Origin of the sequence: Streptosporangium longisporum, from assembly GCF_039534895.1 — a bacterium.
In the GTDB taxonomy this organism is placed as follows: Bacteria; Actinomycetota; Actinomycetes; order Streptosporangiales; family Streptosporangiaceae; genus Streptosporangium; species Streptosporangium longisporum.
The window spans coordinates 180,906-197,023 of sequence record NZ_BAAAWD010000031.1; the positions used below are offsets into that span (position 1 = coordinate 180,906).

The 16,118-nt window shown below is 70.9% G+C and carries 16 protein-coding genes and 1 pseudogene; 10 read left to right on the forward strand and 7 right to left on the reverse strand.

The window, feature by feature from the left end:
- Window positions 1–573: 573 nt before the first annotated feature.
- Together ABD832_RS40590 and ABD832_RS40595 are read right to left on the reverse strand one after the other, a co-directional pair.
- Window positions 574–834, reverse strand: a complete 261-nt coding sequence (locus tag ABD832_RS40590; RefSeq protein ID WP_344907793.1) for a hypothetical protein — start codon at window positions 832–834, stop codon at window positions 574–576.
- A gap of 10 nt (window positions 835–844) precedes the next feature.
- On the reverse strand, window positions 845–1,219 hold the full coding sequence (locus ABD832_RS40595; RefSeq protein ID WP_344907796.1) for an RNA polymerase sigma factor: 375 nt from the start codon (window positions 1,217–1,219) through the stop codon (window positions 845–847).
- A gap of 368 nt (window positions 1,220–1,587) precedes the next feature.
- On the opposite strand from ABD832_RS40595, the gene ABD832_RS40600 reads away from it, so the two are divergent.
- Genes ABD832_RS40600 through ABD832_RS40615 form a run of 4 tightly spaced genes read left to right on the forward strand, consistent with a single transcriptional unit; the run spans window position 1,588 to window position 4,700 of the window.
- Window positions 1,588–2,271, forward strand: coding sequence for an ABC transporter ATP-binding protein (locus ABD832_RS40600; protein WP_344907798.1), 684 nt, complete (start codon window positions 1,588–1,590; stop codon window positions 2,269–2,271).
- Window positions 2,268–3,671, forward strand: coding sequence for a DUF6297 family protein (locus ABD832_RS40605; protein WP_344907801.1), 1,404 nt, complete (start codon window positions 2,268–2,270; stop codon window positions 3,669–3,671). Before ABD832_RS40600 ends, ABD832_RS40605 begins: the two co-directional genes overlap by 4 nt.
- 37 nt (window positions 3,672–3,708) lie before the next feature.
- Window positions 3,709–4,221 (forward strand): NUDIX domain-containing protein, encoded by a 513-nt coding sequence (locus ABD832_RS40610; RefSeq protein ID WP_344907804.1) that lies wholly within the window; start codon window positions 3,709–3,711, stop codon window positions 4,219–4,221.
- Window positions 4,218–4,700, forward strand: coding sequence for a metallophosphoesterase family protein (locus ABD832_RS40615; RefSeq protein WP_344907807.1), 483 nt, complete (start codon window positions 4,218–4,220; stop codon window positions 4,698–4,700). The genes ABD832_RS40610 and ABD832_RS40615 overlap by 4 nt, the downstream gene beginning before the upstream one ends.
- Before the next feature lie 46 nt (window positions 4,701–4,746).
- On the opposite strand, the gene ABD832_RS40620 is transcribed toward ABD832_RS40615, so the two are convergent.
- Both ABD832_RS40620 and ABD832_RS40625 read right to left on the reverse strand, forming a co-directional pair.
- Window positions 4,747–5,577 carry a PhzF family phenazine biosynthesis protein gene (locus ABD832_RS40620; protein WP_344907810.1) on the reverse strand — a complete coding sequence of 277 codons (831 nt, stop codon included), beginning with the start codon at window positions 5,575–5,577 and terminating at the stop codon, window positions 4,747–4,749.
- 4 nt (window positions 5,578–5,581) lie between these two features.
- Window positions 5,582–6,211 carry a TetR/AcrR family transcriptional regulator gene (locus tag ABD832_RS40625; protein WP_344907930.1) on the reverse strand — a complete coding sequence of 210 codons (630 nt, stop codon included), beginning with the start codon at window positions 6,209–6,211 and terminating at the stop codon, window positions 5,582–5,584.
- Window positions 6,212–6,289: 78 nt separating this feature from the next.
- Here ABD832_RS40625 and ABD832_RS40630 point away from each other — a divergent pair, with 78 nt between their 5' ends.
- On the forward strand, window positions 6,290–6,709 hold the full coding sequence (locus tag ABD832_RS40630; protein ID WP_344907813.1) for a nuclear transport factor 2 family protein: 420 nt from the start codon (window positions 6,290–6,292) through the stop codon (window positions 6,707–6,709).
- 87 nt (window positions 6,710–6,796) lie between these two features.
- On the opposite strand, the gene ABD832_RS40635 is transcribed toward ABD832_RS40630, so the two are convergent.
- Complete coding sequence (locus ABD832_RS40635) at window positions 6,797–7,354, reverse strand: TetR/AcrR family transcriptional regulator (RefSeq protein WP_344907816.1); 558 nt, start codon at window positions 7,352–7,354, stop codon at window positions 6,797–6,799.
- A gap of 27 nt (window positions 7,355–7,381) precedes the next feature.
- On the reverse strand, window positions 7,382–8,605 hold the full coding sequence (locus ABD832_RS40640; RefSeq protein WP_344907819.1) for an RNA-guided endonuclease InsQ/TnpB family protein: 1,224 nt from the start codon (window positions 8,603–8,605) through the stop codon (window positions 7,382–7,384).
- 67 nt (window positions 8,606–8,672) lie between these two features.
- On the opposite strand from ABD832_RS40640, the pseudogene tnpA reads away from it, so the two are divergent.
- The 4 genes and pseudogenes from tnpA to ABD832_RS40660 all read left to right on the forward strand — a co-directional run bounded on the left by tnpA (window position 8,673) and on the right by ABD832_RS40660 (window position 11,282).
- Window positions 8,673–9,013: pseudogene (gene tnpA / locus ABD832_RS40645) on the forward strand (IS200/IS605 family transposase).
- Window positions 9,014–9,257: 244 nt separating this feature from the next.
- Complete coding sequence (locus tag ABD832_RS40650; protein WP_344907822.1) at window positions 9,258–10,013, forward strand: SDR family NAD(P)-dependent oxidoreductase; 756 nt, start codon at window positions 9,258–9,260, stop codon at window positions 10,011–10,013.
- 132 nt (window positions 10,014–10,145) lie between these two features.
- Window positions 10,146–10,661 carry an SRPBCC family protein gene (locus tag ABD832_RS40655; RefSeq protein ID WP_344907825.1) on the forward strand — a complete coding sequence of 172 codons (516 nt, stop codon included), beginning with the start codon at window positions 10,146–10,148 and terminating at the stop codon, window positions 10,659–10,661.
- A gap of 48 nt (window positions 10,662–10,709) precedes the next feature.
- On the forward strand, window positions 10,710–11,282 hold the full coding sequence (locus tag ABD832_RS40660) for a hypothetical protein (protein ID WP_344907828.1): 573 nt from the start codon (window positions 10,710–10,712) through the stop codon (window positions 11,280–11,282).
- A 113-nt stretch (window positions 11,283–11,395) separates the two neighbouring features.
- Here the strand turns inward: ABD832_RS40660 and ABD832_RS40665 are convergent, their stop codons facing one another.
- Complete coding sequence (locus tag ABD832_RS40665) at window positions 11,396–12,577, reverse strand: TerC family protein (RefSeq protein WP_344907831.1); 1,182 nt, start codon at window positions 12,575–12,577, stop codon at window positions 11,396–11,398.
- 996 nt (window positions 12,578–13,573) lie between these two features.
- Here ABD832_RS40665 and ABD832_RS40670 point away from each other — a divergent pair.
- Window positions 13,574–16,057, forward strand: a complete 2,484-nt coding sequence (locus ABD832_RS40670) for a non-reducing end alpha-L-arabinofuranosidase family hydrolase (protein ID WP_344907834.1) — start codon at window positions 13,574–13,576, stop codon at window positions 16,055–16,057.
- The last annotated feature ends 61 nt before the right edge of the window (window positions 16,058–16,118 follow it).

A 16,118-nucleotide genomic window follows, 5' to 3' on the forward strand; every position in this document is an offset into this window, starting at 1 on the left:
CCACATCAGCACGGCCGTCCCGGCCACGATCAGGAGGACGAACTGCGTGTCGGACAGGACGGCATGCTCCAGCCGCAGGAAGGAGGCGTCGAACAGCAGCGGCACCGCCGCCGACGCCACCCGGCCGGGCACCGCCCTGCGGCGCAGCACCGCGTAGATCAGCAAGCCGGTGCCCAGGCCGATGACATGCTGGACGGCCGCGACCAGCTCCACGCTGTGGAAGGGCAGCAGCGCCCGCAGCAGCAGCGGGTAGCCGATCGGGTGGAAGGTCGCCGGCGGGGCCGGATGCACGGCGGTGTCGAGATAGGTGAAGGAGTCGTACCAGTAGAGCGTGGCGGGGCGGTGGCCGAGCATCGTCACCCCCCGCAGCGCGGCGGCCGGGAGCAGCAGTACGGCGATGAGGCGGTGGTCGGCGAGGGGGCCGCGCGGGCGGCGCGACGCGGGTGTCGGTGAGCACGCGAGATCCGATCGTGGGGCATGACAGGGGTCCGCGCACGCCGGGGACGACGCATGGCGGTGGTGCGGCGCGCTCGGCCGCGCGCCCCGGGAGAAGTCCTCGGTACCGGGCCCGGGTCAGCAGCCGGGCTCCGGCGCCGGGCCGCTCAGGGGACCGGGCTCGGCGCCGGCCGGCAGGAGCGCCTGACCGTCGGCGCTCATGACGCCGTCGTGCACGTACCAGTCGCCGGGAGGAGTGAAGCCGGAGGGCTCGCCGTGGGCGGTGTACGACACCGTCACGCCGCGCTCGCGCAGCATGGCCGTCACCTCGTCGACGGGCTTGCCGACGTGGTCCACGCAGTGCAGGGGCTCGCCGGGCGTGGCGATCCCGGGCGGCATCTGGTACCTCTCACCGGGCTCGGCCCGCCTGCCGAGCGTGATCTGGGCCTTCTTGTCGAAGCCGGCCGGCCTCGGTGTGTTCCGCCCACACGGCGAGCTGCCGGCCGAACCGCTCCACCAGCTCGCTGCGGCGCGACTCGGCGCGGCGGCCGTTGGCCAGCACCCGGCGGGCCACGCCGAACAGCCACAGGCGCGCGTCCCCTCCCTCGGGGATGCCGTCCAGGCGGCGCCAGGCGGTGGCGAACGTCTCGGCGAGAGCGTCGGCGGCGTCCTCGTGGGAGTCGGTACGCCGTCGGACGTAGGCAAGGATGTCGGCATAGTTGGCGACGTAGGTCACCTCGAAGCGCCGCTTGCGGTCATGGTGGAGCACGCTTTCTTCTCTCATCCGACAGATCCGACACCCTTTACCTGTCCGGACCTGCCAGATGGTTTCACCCTTTTTCCAGCGGGATCCGGATGTCCCGTGCGCCGATCATCGCGATCCTCGGAATGCCGATCCGCGAGAGTCCTCGGTCCCGGGCCGCCCGCCGGGACGCCTCGGCACCCCGCCGGGTACGTCCGGCGGGCCGGCCGGAAGGCGCCCGAGGTGACGGCCTTGGCCGGCCGAAGGGAGGAGAGGAGTGGGCCGAGCGAGCACGGCGGGAAAATCCTCCGCGACCTTCCCCCCTGGCGGAACGACCACGACGAATCCTGCTCGGCCGTCGTGGGGATAGGCTGCGGGGCGTTCCTGCTCACCTGGGAGATTGGACCTCGATGACCCGGGCCGCCCGAGAGATCCGGTTCGGAACCGGAGACGGCCGCAGGCCGGTGATAGCGGCCGAAGGCGTACGCGTCACGGCCGGCGCCTTCACGGTGCTCGACCGTTTCGACCTCACCGTGGATCAGGGTGAGGTCGTCGCGCTGACGGGCGTGAACGGTGCCGGGAAGTCGACCCTGCTGCGCTGCCTCGCCGGCCTCCAGCCGGTGACGGAGGGAGAGATCCTCGTCCTGGGAGCCCCGCCGAGGGACGACGAGACCTTCTGGCGGGACGTCGGCCTGACCACGGACGAGCAGGCGTGGTACCCGTGGCTCACGGTCCGCGAGCATCTGGAGCTGGTCAGGAGGATCCACGCACCGGTCGGGGACTCGTGTCCGGAGCCGGAGGCGCTGCTGGAGACCTTCGGCCTGTCCGACCGGGCCGACGTCACCCCGATGACGCTCTCGACCGGCCAGCGGCAACGGCTGTCGCTGGCCGCGATGCTGGCCAGGCCGAGTCGTCTCCTCCTGCTCGACGAGCCGGAGCAGGGGCTGGACCAGACCTTCCGCGACAGCCTCGGCACCCTGCTCGCGACGTACGCCGGGGACGGGGGCACCCTCGTGATGGCGACGCACGACGCCAGGCTCGCCGAGTCCGCGGGGGCCCGCATGGTCACGCTCCACGGCGCGGGACGCACGTGACGACGGTCGCCGGACTGACCCGGCGTCGCCGGTCGACGGCCCGGGAGCCGGGGTGGCAGCGGGCCTACTACCGGCTGATCACCCTGGGGCTCGTCGCGGCGATCGGCGTCCCCCAGCTCGTCCGGTTCTCCTCCTGGCTCTTCGGCGGTGCGGGTCCGGCCGACGCCGCGCCGGGTCTGGCCCTCCTCCTTGCCCTGCTGTCCGGTCTCCTCATGCTCCTGGCATGGACGGGGCCGGTGGTGTCGTCGCCGGCCGACGTGCGCTGGCTGGTCCTGTCCCCGCTGAACCGACGCCGGGTGCTCACCCGTGGCGCCTCCGTGCTCCTGGCGTCCTCGATCGTCGCCGGGCTGATCCTGGGCTCCCTGGGGGCCGCCGTGTCCGGCGGAGGCCGGGACCTGATCGCCCACCTGTCCCTGGGCGTCTCCGTCACGGTCACCGCGGGTGCGGCGGGCGTGCTGCTCCAGGCGGCCGGGACGAGGCGCGACTGGCTTCGGCTCACCGCGGTCCTCCTGCTCGTGGCCGCGGGGGCGCTCATCCTGCTGCGTCCGTCCCTTCCCGGTCCGCCCCTCGTCCCGGCCGCGTTCTCGGCCCCGGTGGTCGCGACCCTCCTGACGTGGAGGGCGTGGCGGGCGTTGGCGCACTTCCCGTCACGCGTTCTGCTGGACGCCTCGGCCCGGATGGGCACGCTGGTCGCCTCCTCCTACAACCTCGAACCCGCCGCGTTGACGTCGATCGCCGAGGAACGGTTCTGGCGGTCCAGGCGGCTGCGTTCACGTCCCTGGCCCGTCACCGGCCGGGCCGCCACGGTGCTGTCGGACGCGCGCATGCTGAGCCGCCGTCCGGGCCGGCTCGCCGTACTGGCCGTCCTGACCGTGCTGCCCGTCCTGGTCCGCTCCGCCGGGGGAACGACGGGCCTGGCGGTGGTCGTGCTCGTCTGCGGGGGCCTGGCCGCCGCGACGACCGCGGCCGCCGGGGCGCGCTGGGACGCCCAGCACCCCGAGCTGGCCCGCCTGTTCGCCAGGGGGTCCGCCACCGGGGTCGTGATGCCCGCCGCCCTCGCGCTCCTGTGGACCGGCCTGGCCCTGGCCCTGCTGGTCACGGCGGGATTCCTGCCCGCCTGGAGTTGCCTGTTCGCTCCGGCGGCGGCTCCCGGTCTCGCCGTGGGGGCCCTGCGCATGGCACGGCGTGGTCCGATCGACCATTCGATACCCGTCGTCGATCTCGGTATGGGCGGGATTCCCCTCGGCCCCGTGCTGTGGGCGACGGCCGGGGTGGACATCGCGATTCTCGGCAGCGTACCGCTGCTGCTCGCCGTGACACCGGCCTCGCTGGCGCTTCAGGCGTTGCTCGGCGCCGTCCTGCTCGGCGTCTGCGTGCGTCGCCGGCGTGTGAGCCGTTGAACCCCACGGCCGCCCGGCCTGGTCTAGTCTCACCGGGATGACGACCAAGAACTCCCACTGTTCCTTCTGCGGCGCGGCCTTCGCGTCCGACCAGGCGTGGCCGCGGACCTGCTCCGGCTGCGGCAACACCGCCTACCTCAACCCGCTGCCGGTCGCGGTGATGGTGCTGCCGGTCGGCGACGGCCTGCTGGTGATCCGGCGCGCCATCGAACCGCGCCGGGGTGCCCTGGCCCTGCCCGGCGGCTTCGTCGACATGGGCGAGTCCTGGCAGCGGGCGGCCGTGCGAGAGCTGCGCGAGGAGACCGGGATCGACGTCGACGTGGACGAGGTGCGGCTCCTCGACGTGCTCAGTGCCCCCGACGGCACCGTGCTGATCTTCGCCCAGGGCCCGAGGACCGACGCGGCCTCCCTCCCTGCGGTCGCGGCCACGTCGGAGACCTCGGAGTGGCTGGTGATCGACGGGCCCCGGGAGCTGGCGTTCCCGCTGCACACGCGGGTCGTGGAGACGTACTTCGACCGGGCGCGGGCCGGTGGGAGCATGGGCGTATGAACGTGGTCGTGCTCTCCGACACCCACGCGCCCCGGCGGTGGAAGACGTGCCCGCCCGCCGTGGCCGGGCACCTGCGGGGGGCGGATCTGATCCTGCACGCGGGGGACGTCTGCGTGGGCGGGGTGATCGACGAGCTGGCCGCCTACGCCCCGGTCCACGTGGTCAAGGGCAACAACGACGGGCCGGACGTGGTGGCCCCCGAGACCCTGGAGCTGGACCTCGGCGGGCTGCGGGTGGCGATGATCCACGACAGCGGGACGGCCCAGGGCCGGCTCGCCCGGATGCGGCGCCGCTTCCCCACGGCCGGCCTGGTGGTGTTCGGGCACTCCCACATCCCGATGGACCAGGCCGCGGACGGCCTGCGGATCTTCAACCCGGGCTCGCCCACCGACCGCCGCCGCCAGCCGCACGGCACCCTGGGCACGCTGCGCGTCGAGGACGGCCGCCTCGTCGAGGCGAGGATCGTCCCGGTCACCTGACCGTCCGCGCGTCCGCGCGGCGTCACGGCCCGGCGGGCCCGGGGACCTACAGCTCGACGTGGCCGGTGACGCAGGTGACCGTGCCGCCCGCGACCCAGATCGTCCCGTCGGGGTCGCGGGAGACGTGGGCGCGCCCGGCGCGCCCGAGCACGGTCCCCTGGCTCGCCACGTACGGCGCCTCGGCCCGGCCGGTGCGCAGCAGCCACTGCGCGAGCGAGGCGTTCAGGCTGCCGGTCACCGGGTCCTCGGCCGTGGCCCCGTCCTTGGGGAAGAACGCCCGGACCTCGAACGCCTCGGGGGATCCCGGCGGGTAGGGGCCCACCACACCCACGTCGAGGTCGACGATCCCCGGCCGCAGCGCGAGCACCTCCTGCGCGCTCGACAGCAGGACGGCCACCCAGCCGGGCCCGTTGTCGGCCCATTCGGCGTCCAGGATGTCGGCGCGGGCGATGCCGAGCGAGCGCGCGACGCGCTCGACCACCTCCTCCTCGACCGGTCCGGAGCGCAGCAGCCGGGGTGCGGCGAAGGCGGGGCCGTCCGCGGTCGGGCGGACCGGGACCAGGCCGAGCCCGCACTCCTGGACGACCACGTCGGACCTCGCCGGCACACCGCCCGACGACAGCCAGGCGTGGCAGGTGCCCAGCGTCGGGTGCCCGGCGAAGGGCAGCTCCAGGCCCGGGGTGAAGATCCGCACCCGGTAGTCCGCGCCGGGTGCCTGCGGGGGCAGCACGAAGGTGGTCTCCGACAGGTTCGTCCAGCGCGCGAACCCGAGCATCTCCTCGGCGCTCAGCCCTTCCGCGTCGAGCACGACGGCGACCGGGTTGCCCCGGTAGGGGACGGTGGTGAAGACATCGACCTGCCGGAAGCGACGCTGCATGAGATCAAGTATGCCGGGACGGCCCGGTCGCGCGCGGCCCCGGGGTGCGGGCGCCGTACACGCGCAGGACACTGTGGCAGAGCGCCGCCGACGCCTGCGCGCCGGTCATGCGGCCGGCGGCGACCTCACCGCCGGCCGCGTGACCGAGCGCGACGGTCGCGGAGACCAGCCAGGCCGGGTCGAGGCCGCCGTCGAACTCCCCGGCGGCCTGGCCGCGTTCGATCAGCCTCCCGAGGCGCTCGGCGACCGTGGCGTGCTGCCGGTCGGATTCCGCGGTGTCGGCGGGGTCGGCGGCGGTCACCGAGGAGTGCAGGAGCAGCCGGTACCGGTCGAACATCCGCCAGGTGACGTCCAGCCAGCTCAGCAGCGTCTCCGTGGCGGTCCGGCCGTCCACGTCGGCGAGATCGAGGGCGGCGACGGTCTCGGCGGTGAGATGGTCGACGACCGCGGCCACCAGCAGCGGCCGGGACGGGTAGTGGGCGTACACGGTCTGGCGGGTGACGCCGGCCGCGGCGGCGATCTCCTCCACCTTCGCGTCCGGCTGCCGGCCGAGCACCTCGACGGCGGCGGCGAGCACGGCGGCGGCGCTGCGCTCGCCGTCCGAACGCCGTCGCCGACGTCGGCCGCCGGGCATCTCTGACACGTTGTCCAATCTAGCATCCGGCGTTATCGTGGACACGATGTCAAAGATAAGCCGATCCAGGGAGACCACATGACGCCCCGCGCCGATCTGACCGGATACCTGACCCGCTACCCGCGGGAGGCGGCATTGAGCGACGAGGACCCGGCGGCCGTGCTGGACCGCTACCACACGCCGGACTACGAGGTGGTCACCGACGGGGTACGGCTGGACCGGCAGCGATTGCTCGACCACATCCGCCCGGCCCGCAAGCAGGTCGCCGACGTCCGCGTCGAGGTGGATCAGGCGCTGGTGGACGGCGACCAGGTGGCCGTCCGGTACCGGCTCGTCGCGCAGATGCGCAAGGGCAGGACCGTCACCAGCGAGATCTACATGTTCGGGGAGCTCTCCGCCGACGGCCGGCTGCGCCGCGCCGTCCAGGCCACCCGGACGATCCCCTCCGACCCCTTCGAGCAGACCCACGCGGGCACGCCGGGTCCGGGCCGGAGGTGACACACCCCGCGGTGTCCGCCGGGAACCTCCGGGACCCGTACGCCGGACGCGATCGCACGGGTCACCCGTCCGCCCGGACGGCTCCGTTCACGGCTCGATCCCCCTGCGAAGCAGCCTCCACATCTGCTCGGCGGCCTGGGCCCGCTCGGCCGCCGGGATCCTGGCCAGCAGCCCGGCCAGCATGCCCACGGCCAGGACCAGGTCGTCGGCCGTCATGTCCGCGCGGATGTGACCGGCACGCCGGGCCTCGGGGAGCCTGCTCTCCAGCACCCTGGCCACGCGGTCCCGTACCTCGATGATCCGGGGGTCGGGCTCGGGCGGCACGCTGACCATGTTGATGAACGCGGTCGAGGCGATGGTCTGCTCGGTGAGCAGGTCCAGCACGTCGGTCAGGGTGGTGCCGGGCCCGGCGGCCAGCGCCTCCAGGTCGGCGACGCTGTCCTCGAACACGGCCAGCGCCAGGCTGACGCGGTCGGGAAAGTGCCGGTAGAGGCTTCCCTGCCCGACCCCGGCCACGCGGGCGACCGCGCTGAGCGGTGCGTCGTACCCGGCGTCGGCGAAGACCACGCGGGCCGCCGCCATCAGCGCCGCCCGGTTCTCCGCCGCGGCGCTCGGTCCTCTGTTGGGTCGACGCACGGCAGGCATAGCGGCTATGTTGACATCCTCTCCGCCCTAAAGGAGGGAGATTCCCGCCTGCCGCGTGTGCGGCTTCGGGTGGGTTACTGCTTCTTCGCGCGGCGCCGGAACACGTTCCGGTCTTACCTGCGCTCTGCAGTCGTTTGATCTCTCCGCCTGCCCGGCGGCGAGGATGTTGATCGCTGCGTTGACGTCTCGGTCATGGACGGCCCCGCACGGGCAGGTCCACGACCGGACGTTCAACGGCATGGATCCGGCGATGGTGCCGCACGCTGAGCAGAGCTTCGACGATGGGAACCAGCGGTCGACCCTGGCGAAGGTCCGCCCGTACCGCTTCGCCTTGTACTCCAGCATGCCGACGAACTGTGACCAGCCCGCATCGTGCACGCTCTTGGCCAGCTTCGTGCGCGCCAGACCTGACACCGCCACGTTCTCCACGTACACCGCTTGGTTGTCGCGGATCAACATGGTGGAGAGCTTGTGTGCCCAGTCTCGGCGCGTGTCGGCCACCTTTGCGTGCGCCTTGGCGACCTTGAGCTTGGCCTTCTGGCGGTTCGCGGAACCTTTCTGCGTGCGACTCAACGCCTTCTGCGCCCGGCGGAGCTTCTTTGCCGCCCGCCGTAGAAGGCGGGGATTGGCGATCTTCTGGCCGTCCGACGTGATCGCGAAATGGGTGAGCCCCAGGTCGATGCCGATCTGGGAGTCTGTCTGTGGCAACGGCTGCTCGCTCGTCTCGACGACGAACGACGCGAAGTACCGGCCCGCGGAGTCCTTGACCACCGTCACCGACGACGGATCGGACGGCAGTGATCGCGACCAGCGCACCGGCGCGTCCCCGATCTTCGGCAGACGCAGCTTCCCGCCCGCCGTGACGGCGAACCGGGCGTTCTTGGTGAACCGGACCGCTTGCCGGGAATCCTTTCGAGACCGGAACCGAGGTGCGGCGACCTTGCGGCCCTTTCGCTTCCCCGAAAGCGAGGCGAAGAAATTGCGGTAGGCGACGTTCAGGTCCGCGAGCGCCTGCTGAAGGATCACCGCCGACACCTCGCCCAGCCACGCCCGCTGCGGGGTCTGCTTGGCCTGAGTGATGATCTGCTTGGACAGGTCCCCGTCGGGGATGTACGGCAGGCCCTGTTCGTGGGCCTCCTGCCGTAGGCGCAGCCCGTCGTTGTACACCGTTCGCGCGCACCCGAACGCCCGCGCCGGCGCTCGGCACTGACCGGGGGTCGGGTGGAGACGGAAGTTGTACCTGAGCTGCACACCACGATCTTACCCTGGGTATATGACCGACTACGGATAGACGGAGGCCGGTAGGCACTGTGTTTTTGTGCTGCATGCCCACGTGGTTTTCGTGACCAAGGTTCGGCACCGGGTGTTCACCTGGAACGCATGGAGGAGATCATGCGGGAGGTGTGCGCTGACTTCGAGACCGAGCTTATCGAGTTCAACGGCGAGACGACCACGTCCACCTGCTGGTGAACGTCCCGCCCAAGATCACCCTGTCCAAGCTGGTCAACTCCATCAAAGGCGTGTCCTCTCGCAGGATGCCCCAAGAGTTCCCCGAACCGGCCCGCCACTGCTACCGGGCGAACAAGCTGTGGCCGGGCTCCTGCTTCGCCGGGTCGGTGGGGCGTACCACTCAGCGTCCTGAGCCAGTACATCGAGTAACAAACCGGCCGAGTCAAGGCACGCTCGGGCCTGGCGGCCCTCCCGCGCGGGCCTACATCCCGGCCTGAAGACCGGAGCACCGGCCCGCATTCCGGTAGCAACCGGATAACATTGTCCGGTTACGCGGGGCCGCGGGCCCGGCGGGGTCACGGCACCGTCCCGTCCGGCACGGCCGCGCGTCCCCGTACCCCTTCCCGTCCGGCGCCCCCACCCCCGCCCCCTCACCGATCGGAAGAGTGACCCCGTGACCCATCTCAGCTTCGACGACCGCGTCGCCCTCGTCACGGGCGCGGGCTCCGGAATCGGCAGGGCGATGGCCGTCGCCTTCGCCGGGGCGGGCGCCCGCGTCGTGGTCTGCGACATCGACGCCGAGAGCGCCGGACGCACGGCCGCCGGCATCGGGGACGCGGCCGTCGCGGTGACCGCCGACGTCTCCGACGAGGCGTCGGTCACCGCGCTGGTCGAGACCGCGATCGGCGCGTACGGCCGTCTCGACGTGCTGTGCAACAACGCCGGCGTCCTCGACAGCATGGCTCTGCCCGCGGACATCCCGGTCGCGATGTGGGAGCGGGTCCTGCGGGTCAACCTGACCGGCACCTTCCTGGTCACGCACGCCGTCCTGCCGCACATGCTGAGCCGGGGACGCGGCGCGATCGTCAACACCGCCTCCGAGGCGGGCGTGCGCGGCGGCGCGGCCGGGGCGGCCTACACCGCGTCCAAGCACGGCGTCGTCGGCCTGACCCGCAGCGTCGCCTGGGCGTACGCCAGGGAGGGCATCCGCTGCAACGCCATCCTGCCCGGCCCCACCATGACCGGCATCGCCACGAACGCGACGTTCGACCCGGCCGGCATCGCCCGGCTCGGCCCGGTGCTCGCCCTCGGCGAGCGGATGGCCGAGCCCGAGCGGATGGCCGACGCCGCCCTCTTCCTCGCCTCCGACGCCGCCTCGTTCGTCAACGGCGCGATCGTCCCGGTGGACGGGGGCTGGTCGGCCGCCTGACCCGGCGCCCGGGACCGGCTCGGACGAGAGGCCGATCGACGCGGAGGAGAGCATAAAACTGAAACGAGAGCAGTGCTCTTGACATCACTGTTCAGGTTCGAGAGCATTGCTCTCGAACCTATAGGAGTGATCATGAGCAAGCTGTTCTACCGCGGCCCCTCGTCGGCGGTCCTGCACGCCGAGTACGCGGCCCGGGGCCGGATCGACACCGAGGCGCCCGTGACCTCGGCGTCCAGCGTCGTCGTCGACGCGACGCCCGCCCAGGTCTGGGAGGTGATCTCCGACCTGCGGAACTGGCCCCGGTGGGCACCGGGGTACGAGGTGCTGCAGCTCGGCGAGACGGCGCCCGGGGCCACCTTCCGCTGGAGGCTCGGCGGGGTGAGGATCACCTCCAGGTTCGCCGTCGTCGCCCCCGGACGCGAGCTCACCTGGAGCGGCGTGGTCTTCGGCTACAAGGCCGTCGACCAGCAGCTGCTGGAGGCACTGCCCGGCGGACGCACCCGGGTGACCATGCGGGAGAGCCTGGCCGGCCCGCTGGTCTCCCTGATCTTCGGCGTCGACAAGCTCCGCACGGGTCACGAGCGCTACCTGGCCGCCCTGGAGAAGGAACTGACCAGGCGGCCGGCGGTGGACCTGCATGACCGCTGAACCGGGGCGCGTCGCGTCCCGGCCGTGGCGGACCGGGACAATCGTCAGATGTTCGACTTCGGAGTCTCCGGTTACCGGCCGGAGTGGCTCACCGGCCTATCGATGATCATGCAGGCCCAGGGGCGGAGGCTGGCCGCCCTGGAAGGGCGGCGGCTGACGCGCGTGCTGGTGGTCTGGGACCTGGAGGACGACACCTGGTTCACCGACGGGCCGGTCCTGCTGGACTTCGACGGCGAGCAGGTGGAGATCGTTCACAACAAGTTCGACGATCTCTCGATCACCTGGAACGCCGTCGATCCGGCCCGGCCGCTGGACTGGGCCGGGACGGGCATCCCGCTGCGGTGGCGGCAGGACGCGTTCCCCGAGGCGACCGCGCTGCTGGGACAGGCGCTGCGTTCCGTGGAGCTCCTCGAGTACGTCGACGACGACCTGGCCAGGGGCATGGTCGCCCTCGGCTTCGTCTTCCCGCACGGCCGGATGACCGTGTACAACGCGATGGACGAGAACGGCATCGCGTTCGGCGATCCCGGCCCCTCGTACGCCCGCCACGTCGCGGGGGCGGCGGACGGGTCACGGGACCGGGACCGCGGCCCGCGGCGAGGACCGCCCCCGGGAGGGTGAGGGCCAGCCTCGTCGCGCGGGCCTCGTTTCGCGCCGGACTCCTTGCTCGGGCCTCGTTGCTCGGGTCTTGTTGTGTGGGCCTCGTCGCGCGGGCCTCGTCGCGCGCCGGCCCGTCAGGGGGGCGGGGCGGCGTCGTGCGCCTCCCGTGCCCTGGTGAGGAGGGCCATCAGCCTGTCCTCCTCGCGGATCCTCGCCCGGTACTTCTCGGGAAGCCCCTTGATGACCTCGATCTCGCGGACCAGGGCGGCGAAGATCTCCTCGCGGCGGGCAGGGTCGTTCTCGACCTCCAGGTACTCCGTGGCGTGACGCCGCGCCGCCGAGACGGCGTTCTGCGCCCTGCCCTTGGGACTGAACAGCGAGACGAGCACGGTGACGACGAGGACGCCGATGATCACCCCCAGCGACAGGCCGGTGCCGATCTCCACCACCGGGACCGGCCGGCCGTCGTTGATGAACGGGACGTTGTTCTCGTGCAGCGCGTGCAGCATGAGCTTCACGCCGATGAAGCCCAGGATCGCGGCGAGACCGTAGCTGAGGTAGATGAGGCGGTCCAGCAGCCCGTCGATGAGGAAGTACAGCTGGCGCAGGCCGAGCAGCGAGAACGCCGTGGCCGTGAACACCACGTACACGTTCTCGGTCAGCCCGAAGATGGCGGGGATGGAGTCCAGCGCGAACAGGATGTCCGTGCCGCCGATGGCGACCATGACGAGCAGCATGGGCGTCATGACGCGCCTGCCGTCCTGGACGGTGAACAGCCTGTCGCCGTCGTAGGTGTCGGAGGTGTGGAACACCTTCCTGGCCAGGCGGATCACGATGTTGTCGGCGGAGTGGCTGTCCTCGCCCTCCGGCTTGAGCAGGTTGCCGGCGGTGATGAGCAGGATGAGGCCGAACAGGTAGAACACCCAGGCGAACGAGTTGATCAGCGCGGCGCCCAGGAAGATGAAACCGGCCCGGGCGATCAGGGAGAAGACGATGCCGAAGAGCAGGACCTTCTGCTGGTCGGCGCGCGGCACCTTGAAGCTGGACATGATGATGAGGAACACGAACAGGTTGTCGACCGACAGCGCCTTCTCCGTCACGTACCCGGCGAAGTACTCGACGCCCATCGCGGTCCCGCCGAAGACCCACACGCCGACGCCGAACAGGAGCGCGACGCCGACGTAGGCGGCCGACCAGCGGGCGGCCTCGGACAGGGTGGGCACGTGCGCCTTGCGCACGTGGAAGACGAAGTCGAACAGCAGCAGACCGGCGATGCCGGCGATCGTGAACCACCAGACGACAGCGGGTACGTCCATCGGCGCGCTCCGGTTCCAGGGACGGTCGGGGCGGCGCACGCCGCGACGGCCGGCCGGCCCCGCTCCACGCTCCCCGTGCCCGGCGGGCCGGCCGATCAGGTCGGACCGCTCCCGGCCGGTCTGCGGGGTGTCATCCCCCCGCGCTCACGTCCCGACGCGAGGACGAACGTCGCCATATGGCAAAGGTCGGCTCCGGTCCGTCTTCTCACCGGCGGTGAACACGACAGGACGAGCAGGATCGGGGCGGCCGGACGGTCCTCGCCACCGGACGGCGGGACCGGGGCCCAGCGGGGACGGGCCTCGCAGGCCGCGAGGCCCGGCGTGCCCGGTTCGCCTGGCCGATCCGGGTCTCCGTCGCGCGAGAAAACCTCCTGTCAAGAAATCGGCGTCCGTGGGGGAAGGTCCTGACGTGGTGTCCGCCAGGAGGTCACGGTGGTCGCCGGGCATGCGTGCGTGGAGGGACAGCACGATGTGAGCGTTAACATTTCGTCAGCCGTTCGTGGCTCCTTCATCTGCCGGACGCTTGCGGTGGTGGTGGAGCGCAGCAAACACCAGGCGAGAAGCGGCTGTCAAGAGTACGAAACATACCCTGACGAGGGAAACGGGAGTGCGCTCGTCTCAGCTGCCGTTCACGGGCCGTCGCATCGGCGCGGACGACACGATGTGATGAAAATTTCACATAAAACGCCGTACCGCGGTGGCCCGGAGCCCCAGTTTTCAGCGAACCGGGAGGCGTCGGCGCAGGTGCGCGACATGTGTGCCATATAGCGGTACGAGAGCTTGCCAGATTAGCTTGACACATTTTGTAATACTTTCCACACTGAGTCCCCGAGACGGCCCCATGTCCACGTCGGTGGTGAGCGGCAGAGGGCCGTCGGTCACGACGCCCCGGTGGTGTGCGTTCCCTGATGACGGAACGCGGCGTCGATCCCGCGGGGCGTCCCCCCGTGACCACCCGTTTCCGCGTTTCTGTGATGCAGTTATGGAGGCTCAGGCATGGGCACCAACGCCATACCCCCACCCCGGACCCGCAGGCCCTTCGGCGGTCTTCGCCGGGCTCTGATCACCGGTGCCCTCGGCACCCTCGTGCTCGGCACGCTCACGGCGGTGACCGGCCCGGTGGCGGCCGGCGCCGCTTCCGCGGGCACCGCCGGTACCGCCTCGGTCAGTGCCGCGGCGAGCACGCTCGGCGCCGCCGCGGCCCAGAGCGGCCGCTACTTCGGCACCGCGATCGCCGCGGGCAGGCTCGGCGACTCGGCGTACACGACCATCGCCAACCGTGAGTTCAACATGATCACGGCCGAGAACGAGATGAAGATCGACGCCACCGAGCCCAACCAGAACCAGTTCAACTTCAGCGGTGGCGACCGCGTCTACAACTGGGCCGTGCAGAACGGCAAGCGGGTCCGCGGCCACACCCTGGCCTGGCACAACCAGCAGCCCAACTGGATGCGCTCGATGGAAGGCGCCCCCCTGCGCCAGGCGATGATCAACCACATCAACGGCGTGATGAACCACTACAAGGGCAAGATCTACGCCTGGGACGTGGTCAACGAGGCCTTCGACGACGGCAACTCCGGCGCCCGGCGCAACTCCAACCTCCAGCGCACCGGCAACGACTGGATCGAGGTCGCCTTCCGCACCGCGCGGGCCGCCGACCCGGCCGCCAAGCTCTGCTACAACGACTACAACATCGACAACTGGAGCTGGGCCAAGACGCAGGGCGTCTACAACATGGTCCGCGACTTCAAGGCCCGCGGCGTGCCGATCGACTGCGTGGGCCTGCAGTCGCACTTCAACAGCAACAGCCCCTACAACAGCAACTACCGCACCACCATCTCCAGCTTCGCGGCCCTGGGCGTCGACGTGCAGATCACCGAGCTGGACATCGTGGGCGGCTCGGCGACCACCTACACCAACGTGGTCAACGACTGCCTCGCCGTGCCGCGCTGCACCGGCATCACCGTCTGGGGCGTGCGCGACAGCGACTCCTGGCTGGGCGCCAACGCCACCGCGCTGCTGTTCGACGGCAACGGCAACAAGAAGCCGGCCTACACCTCGGTCCTGAACGCCCTCAACATAGTGGAGCCGACCCCCACACCGACGCCGACGCCGACCGTCACCCCCACGGGTGGCAGTGGCACCGGGCAGATCAGGGGCGTGGCCTCCAACCGGTGCGTGGACGTGCCCGGTTCCAGCACCACCGACGGCACCCAGCTGAACCTGTGGGACTGCCACACCAACCCCAACCAGCAGTGGACCTACACCGCGGCCGGTGAGTTCAAGGTCTACGGCAACAAGTGCCTGGACGCCGGCGGTACCGCCAGCAACGCCAAGGCGCAGATCTACGGCTGTCACGGCGGTGACAACCAGAAGTGGCGCGTCAACTCCGACGGCACCATCGTCGGCGTGCAGTCCGGGCTGTGCCTGGACGCCGTGGGCGCCGGGACCGCCAACGGCACCCTGCTCCACCTCTACTCCTGCCACGGCGGCACCAACCAGAAGTGGACCTGGAGCGGCACCTCGGTGACCCCCACCCCGACCCCGACCGTGACGCCGACCGGCGGTATGTGCAACCTTCCCTCGACGTACCGCTGGAGCTCGACGGGCGTGCTGGCCAACCCGAGGTCGGGCTGGGTCTCGCTCAAGGACTTCACCGTCGCCCCCTACGAGGGCAAGCAGCTCGTCTACGCCACCACCCACGACAACGGCTCCTCCTGGGGGTCGATGAACTTCGGCCTGTTCACCAACTGGTCGGAGATGGCCTCGGCCAGCCAGAACGCGATGTCGTCCGGCACGGTGGCGCCCTCGCTGTTCTACTTCGCCCCCAAGAACATCTGGGTGCTGGCCTACCAGTGGGGCGGCCCGGCGTTCTCCTACCGCACCTCCACCAACCCGACCAACCCCAACGGCTGGTCGGCCCCGCAGACCCTGTTCTCCGGAACCATCACCGGCTCCAACACCGGCCCCATCGACCAGGCCCTCATCGGTGACGACACGAACATGTACCTGTTCTTCGCCGGCGACAACGGCAAGATCTACCGCGCCAGCATGCCGATCGGGAACTTCCCCGGCAACTTCGGCTCCACCTCGACCGTCATCATGAGCGACACGACCAACAACCTCTTCGAGGCCGTCCAGGTCTACAAGCTGCAGAACCAGAACCGCTACCTCATGATCGTCGAGGCCATCGGTTCCCAGGGCCGCTACTTCCGCTCCTTCACCGCCACCAGCCTCAACGGCACCTGGACCCCCCAGGCCGCCACCGAGTCCAACCCGTTCGCGGGCAAGGCCAACAGCGGCGCCACCTGGACCAACGACATCAGCCACGGTGAGCTGCTGCGCACCAACGCCGACCAGACCATGACCGTCGACCCCTGCAACCTGCAGCTGCTCTACCAGGGCCGCAACCCCAACATCAACCCCCCGGACTACGGCCTCCTGCCCTACCGTCCGGGCCTGCTGACACTCCAGCGCTGACGATGTGACGTGACGCGTCCCGGTTCCCGGGCCCGCTGACCTTCCCTCCGTCCCGCCGAAG

Coding starts and splice junctions, on each gene's coding strand:
- ABD832_RS40600 (WP_344907798.1), top strand. CDS start 1,588: ATGACCCGGGCCGCCCGAGAGATCCGGTTCGGAACCGGAGACGGCCGC.
- ABD832_RS40615 (WP_344907807.1), top strand. CDS start 4,218: ATGAACGTGGTCGTGCTCTCCGACACCCACGCGCCCCGGCGGTGGAAG.
- ABD832_RS40660 (WP_344907828.1), top strand. CDS start 10,710: ATGTTCGACTTCGGAGTCTCCGGTTACCGGCCGGAGTGGCTCACCGGC.
- ABD832_RS40590 (WP_344907793.1), bottom strand. CDS start 834: ATGCCGCCCGGGATCGCCACGCCCGGCGAGCCCCTGCACTGCGTGGAC.
- ABD832_RS40635 (WP_344907816.1), bottom strand. CDS start 7,354: ATGCCTGCCGTGCGTCGACCCAACAGAGGACCGAGCGCCGCGGCGGAG.
- ABD832_RS40655 (WP_344907825.1), top strand. CDS start 10,146: ATGAGCAAGCTGTTCTACCGCGGCCCCTCGTCGGCGGTCCTGCACGCC.
- ABD832_RS40595 (WP_344907796.1), bottom strand. CDS start 1,219: ATGAGAGAAGAAAGCGTGCTCCACCATGACCGCAAGCGGCGCTTCGAG.
- ABD832_RS40670 (WP_344907834.1), top strand. CDS start 13,574: ATGGGCACCAACGCCATACCCCCACCCCGGACCCGCAGGCCCTTCGGC.
- ABD832_RS40625 (WP_344907930.1), bottom strand. CDS start 6,211: ATGCCCGGCGGCCGACGTCGGCGACGGCGTTCGGACGGCGAGCGCAGC.
- ABD832_RS40665 (WP_344907831.1), bottom strand. CDS start 12,577: ATGGACGTACCCGCTGTCGTCTGGTGGTTCACGATCGCCGGCATCGCC.
- ABD832_RS40630 (WP_344907813.1), top strand. CDS start 6,290: ATGACGCCCCGCGCCGATCTGACCGGATACCTGACCCGCTACCCGCGG.
- ABD832_RS40620 (WP_344907810.1), bottom strand. CDS start 5,577: ATGCAGCGTCGCTTCCGGCAGGTCGATGTCTTCACCACCGTCCCCTAC.
- ABD832_RS40610 (WP_344907804.1), top strand. CDS start 3,709: ATGACGACCAAGAACTCCCACTGTTCCTTCTGCGGCGCGGCCTTCGCG.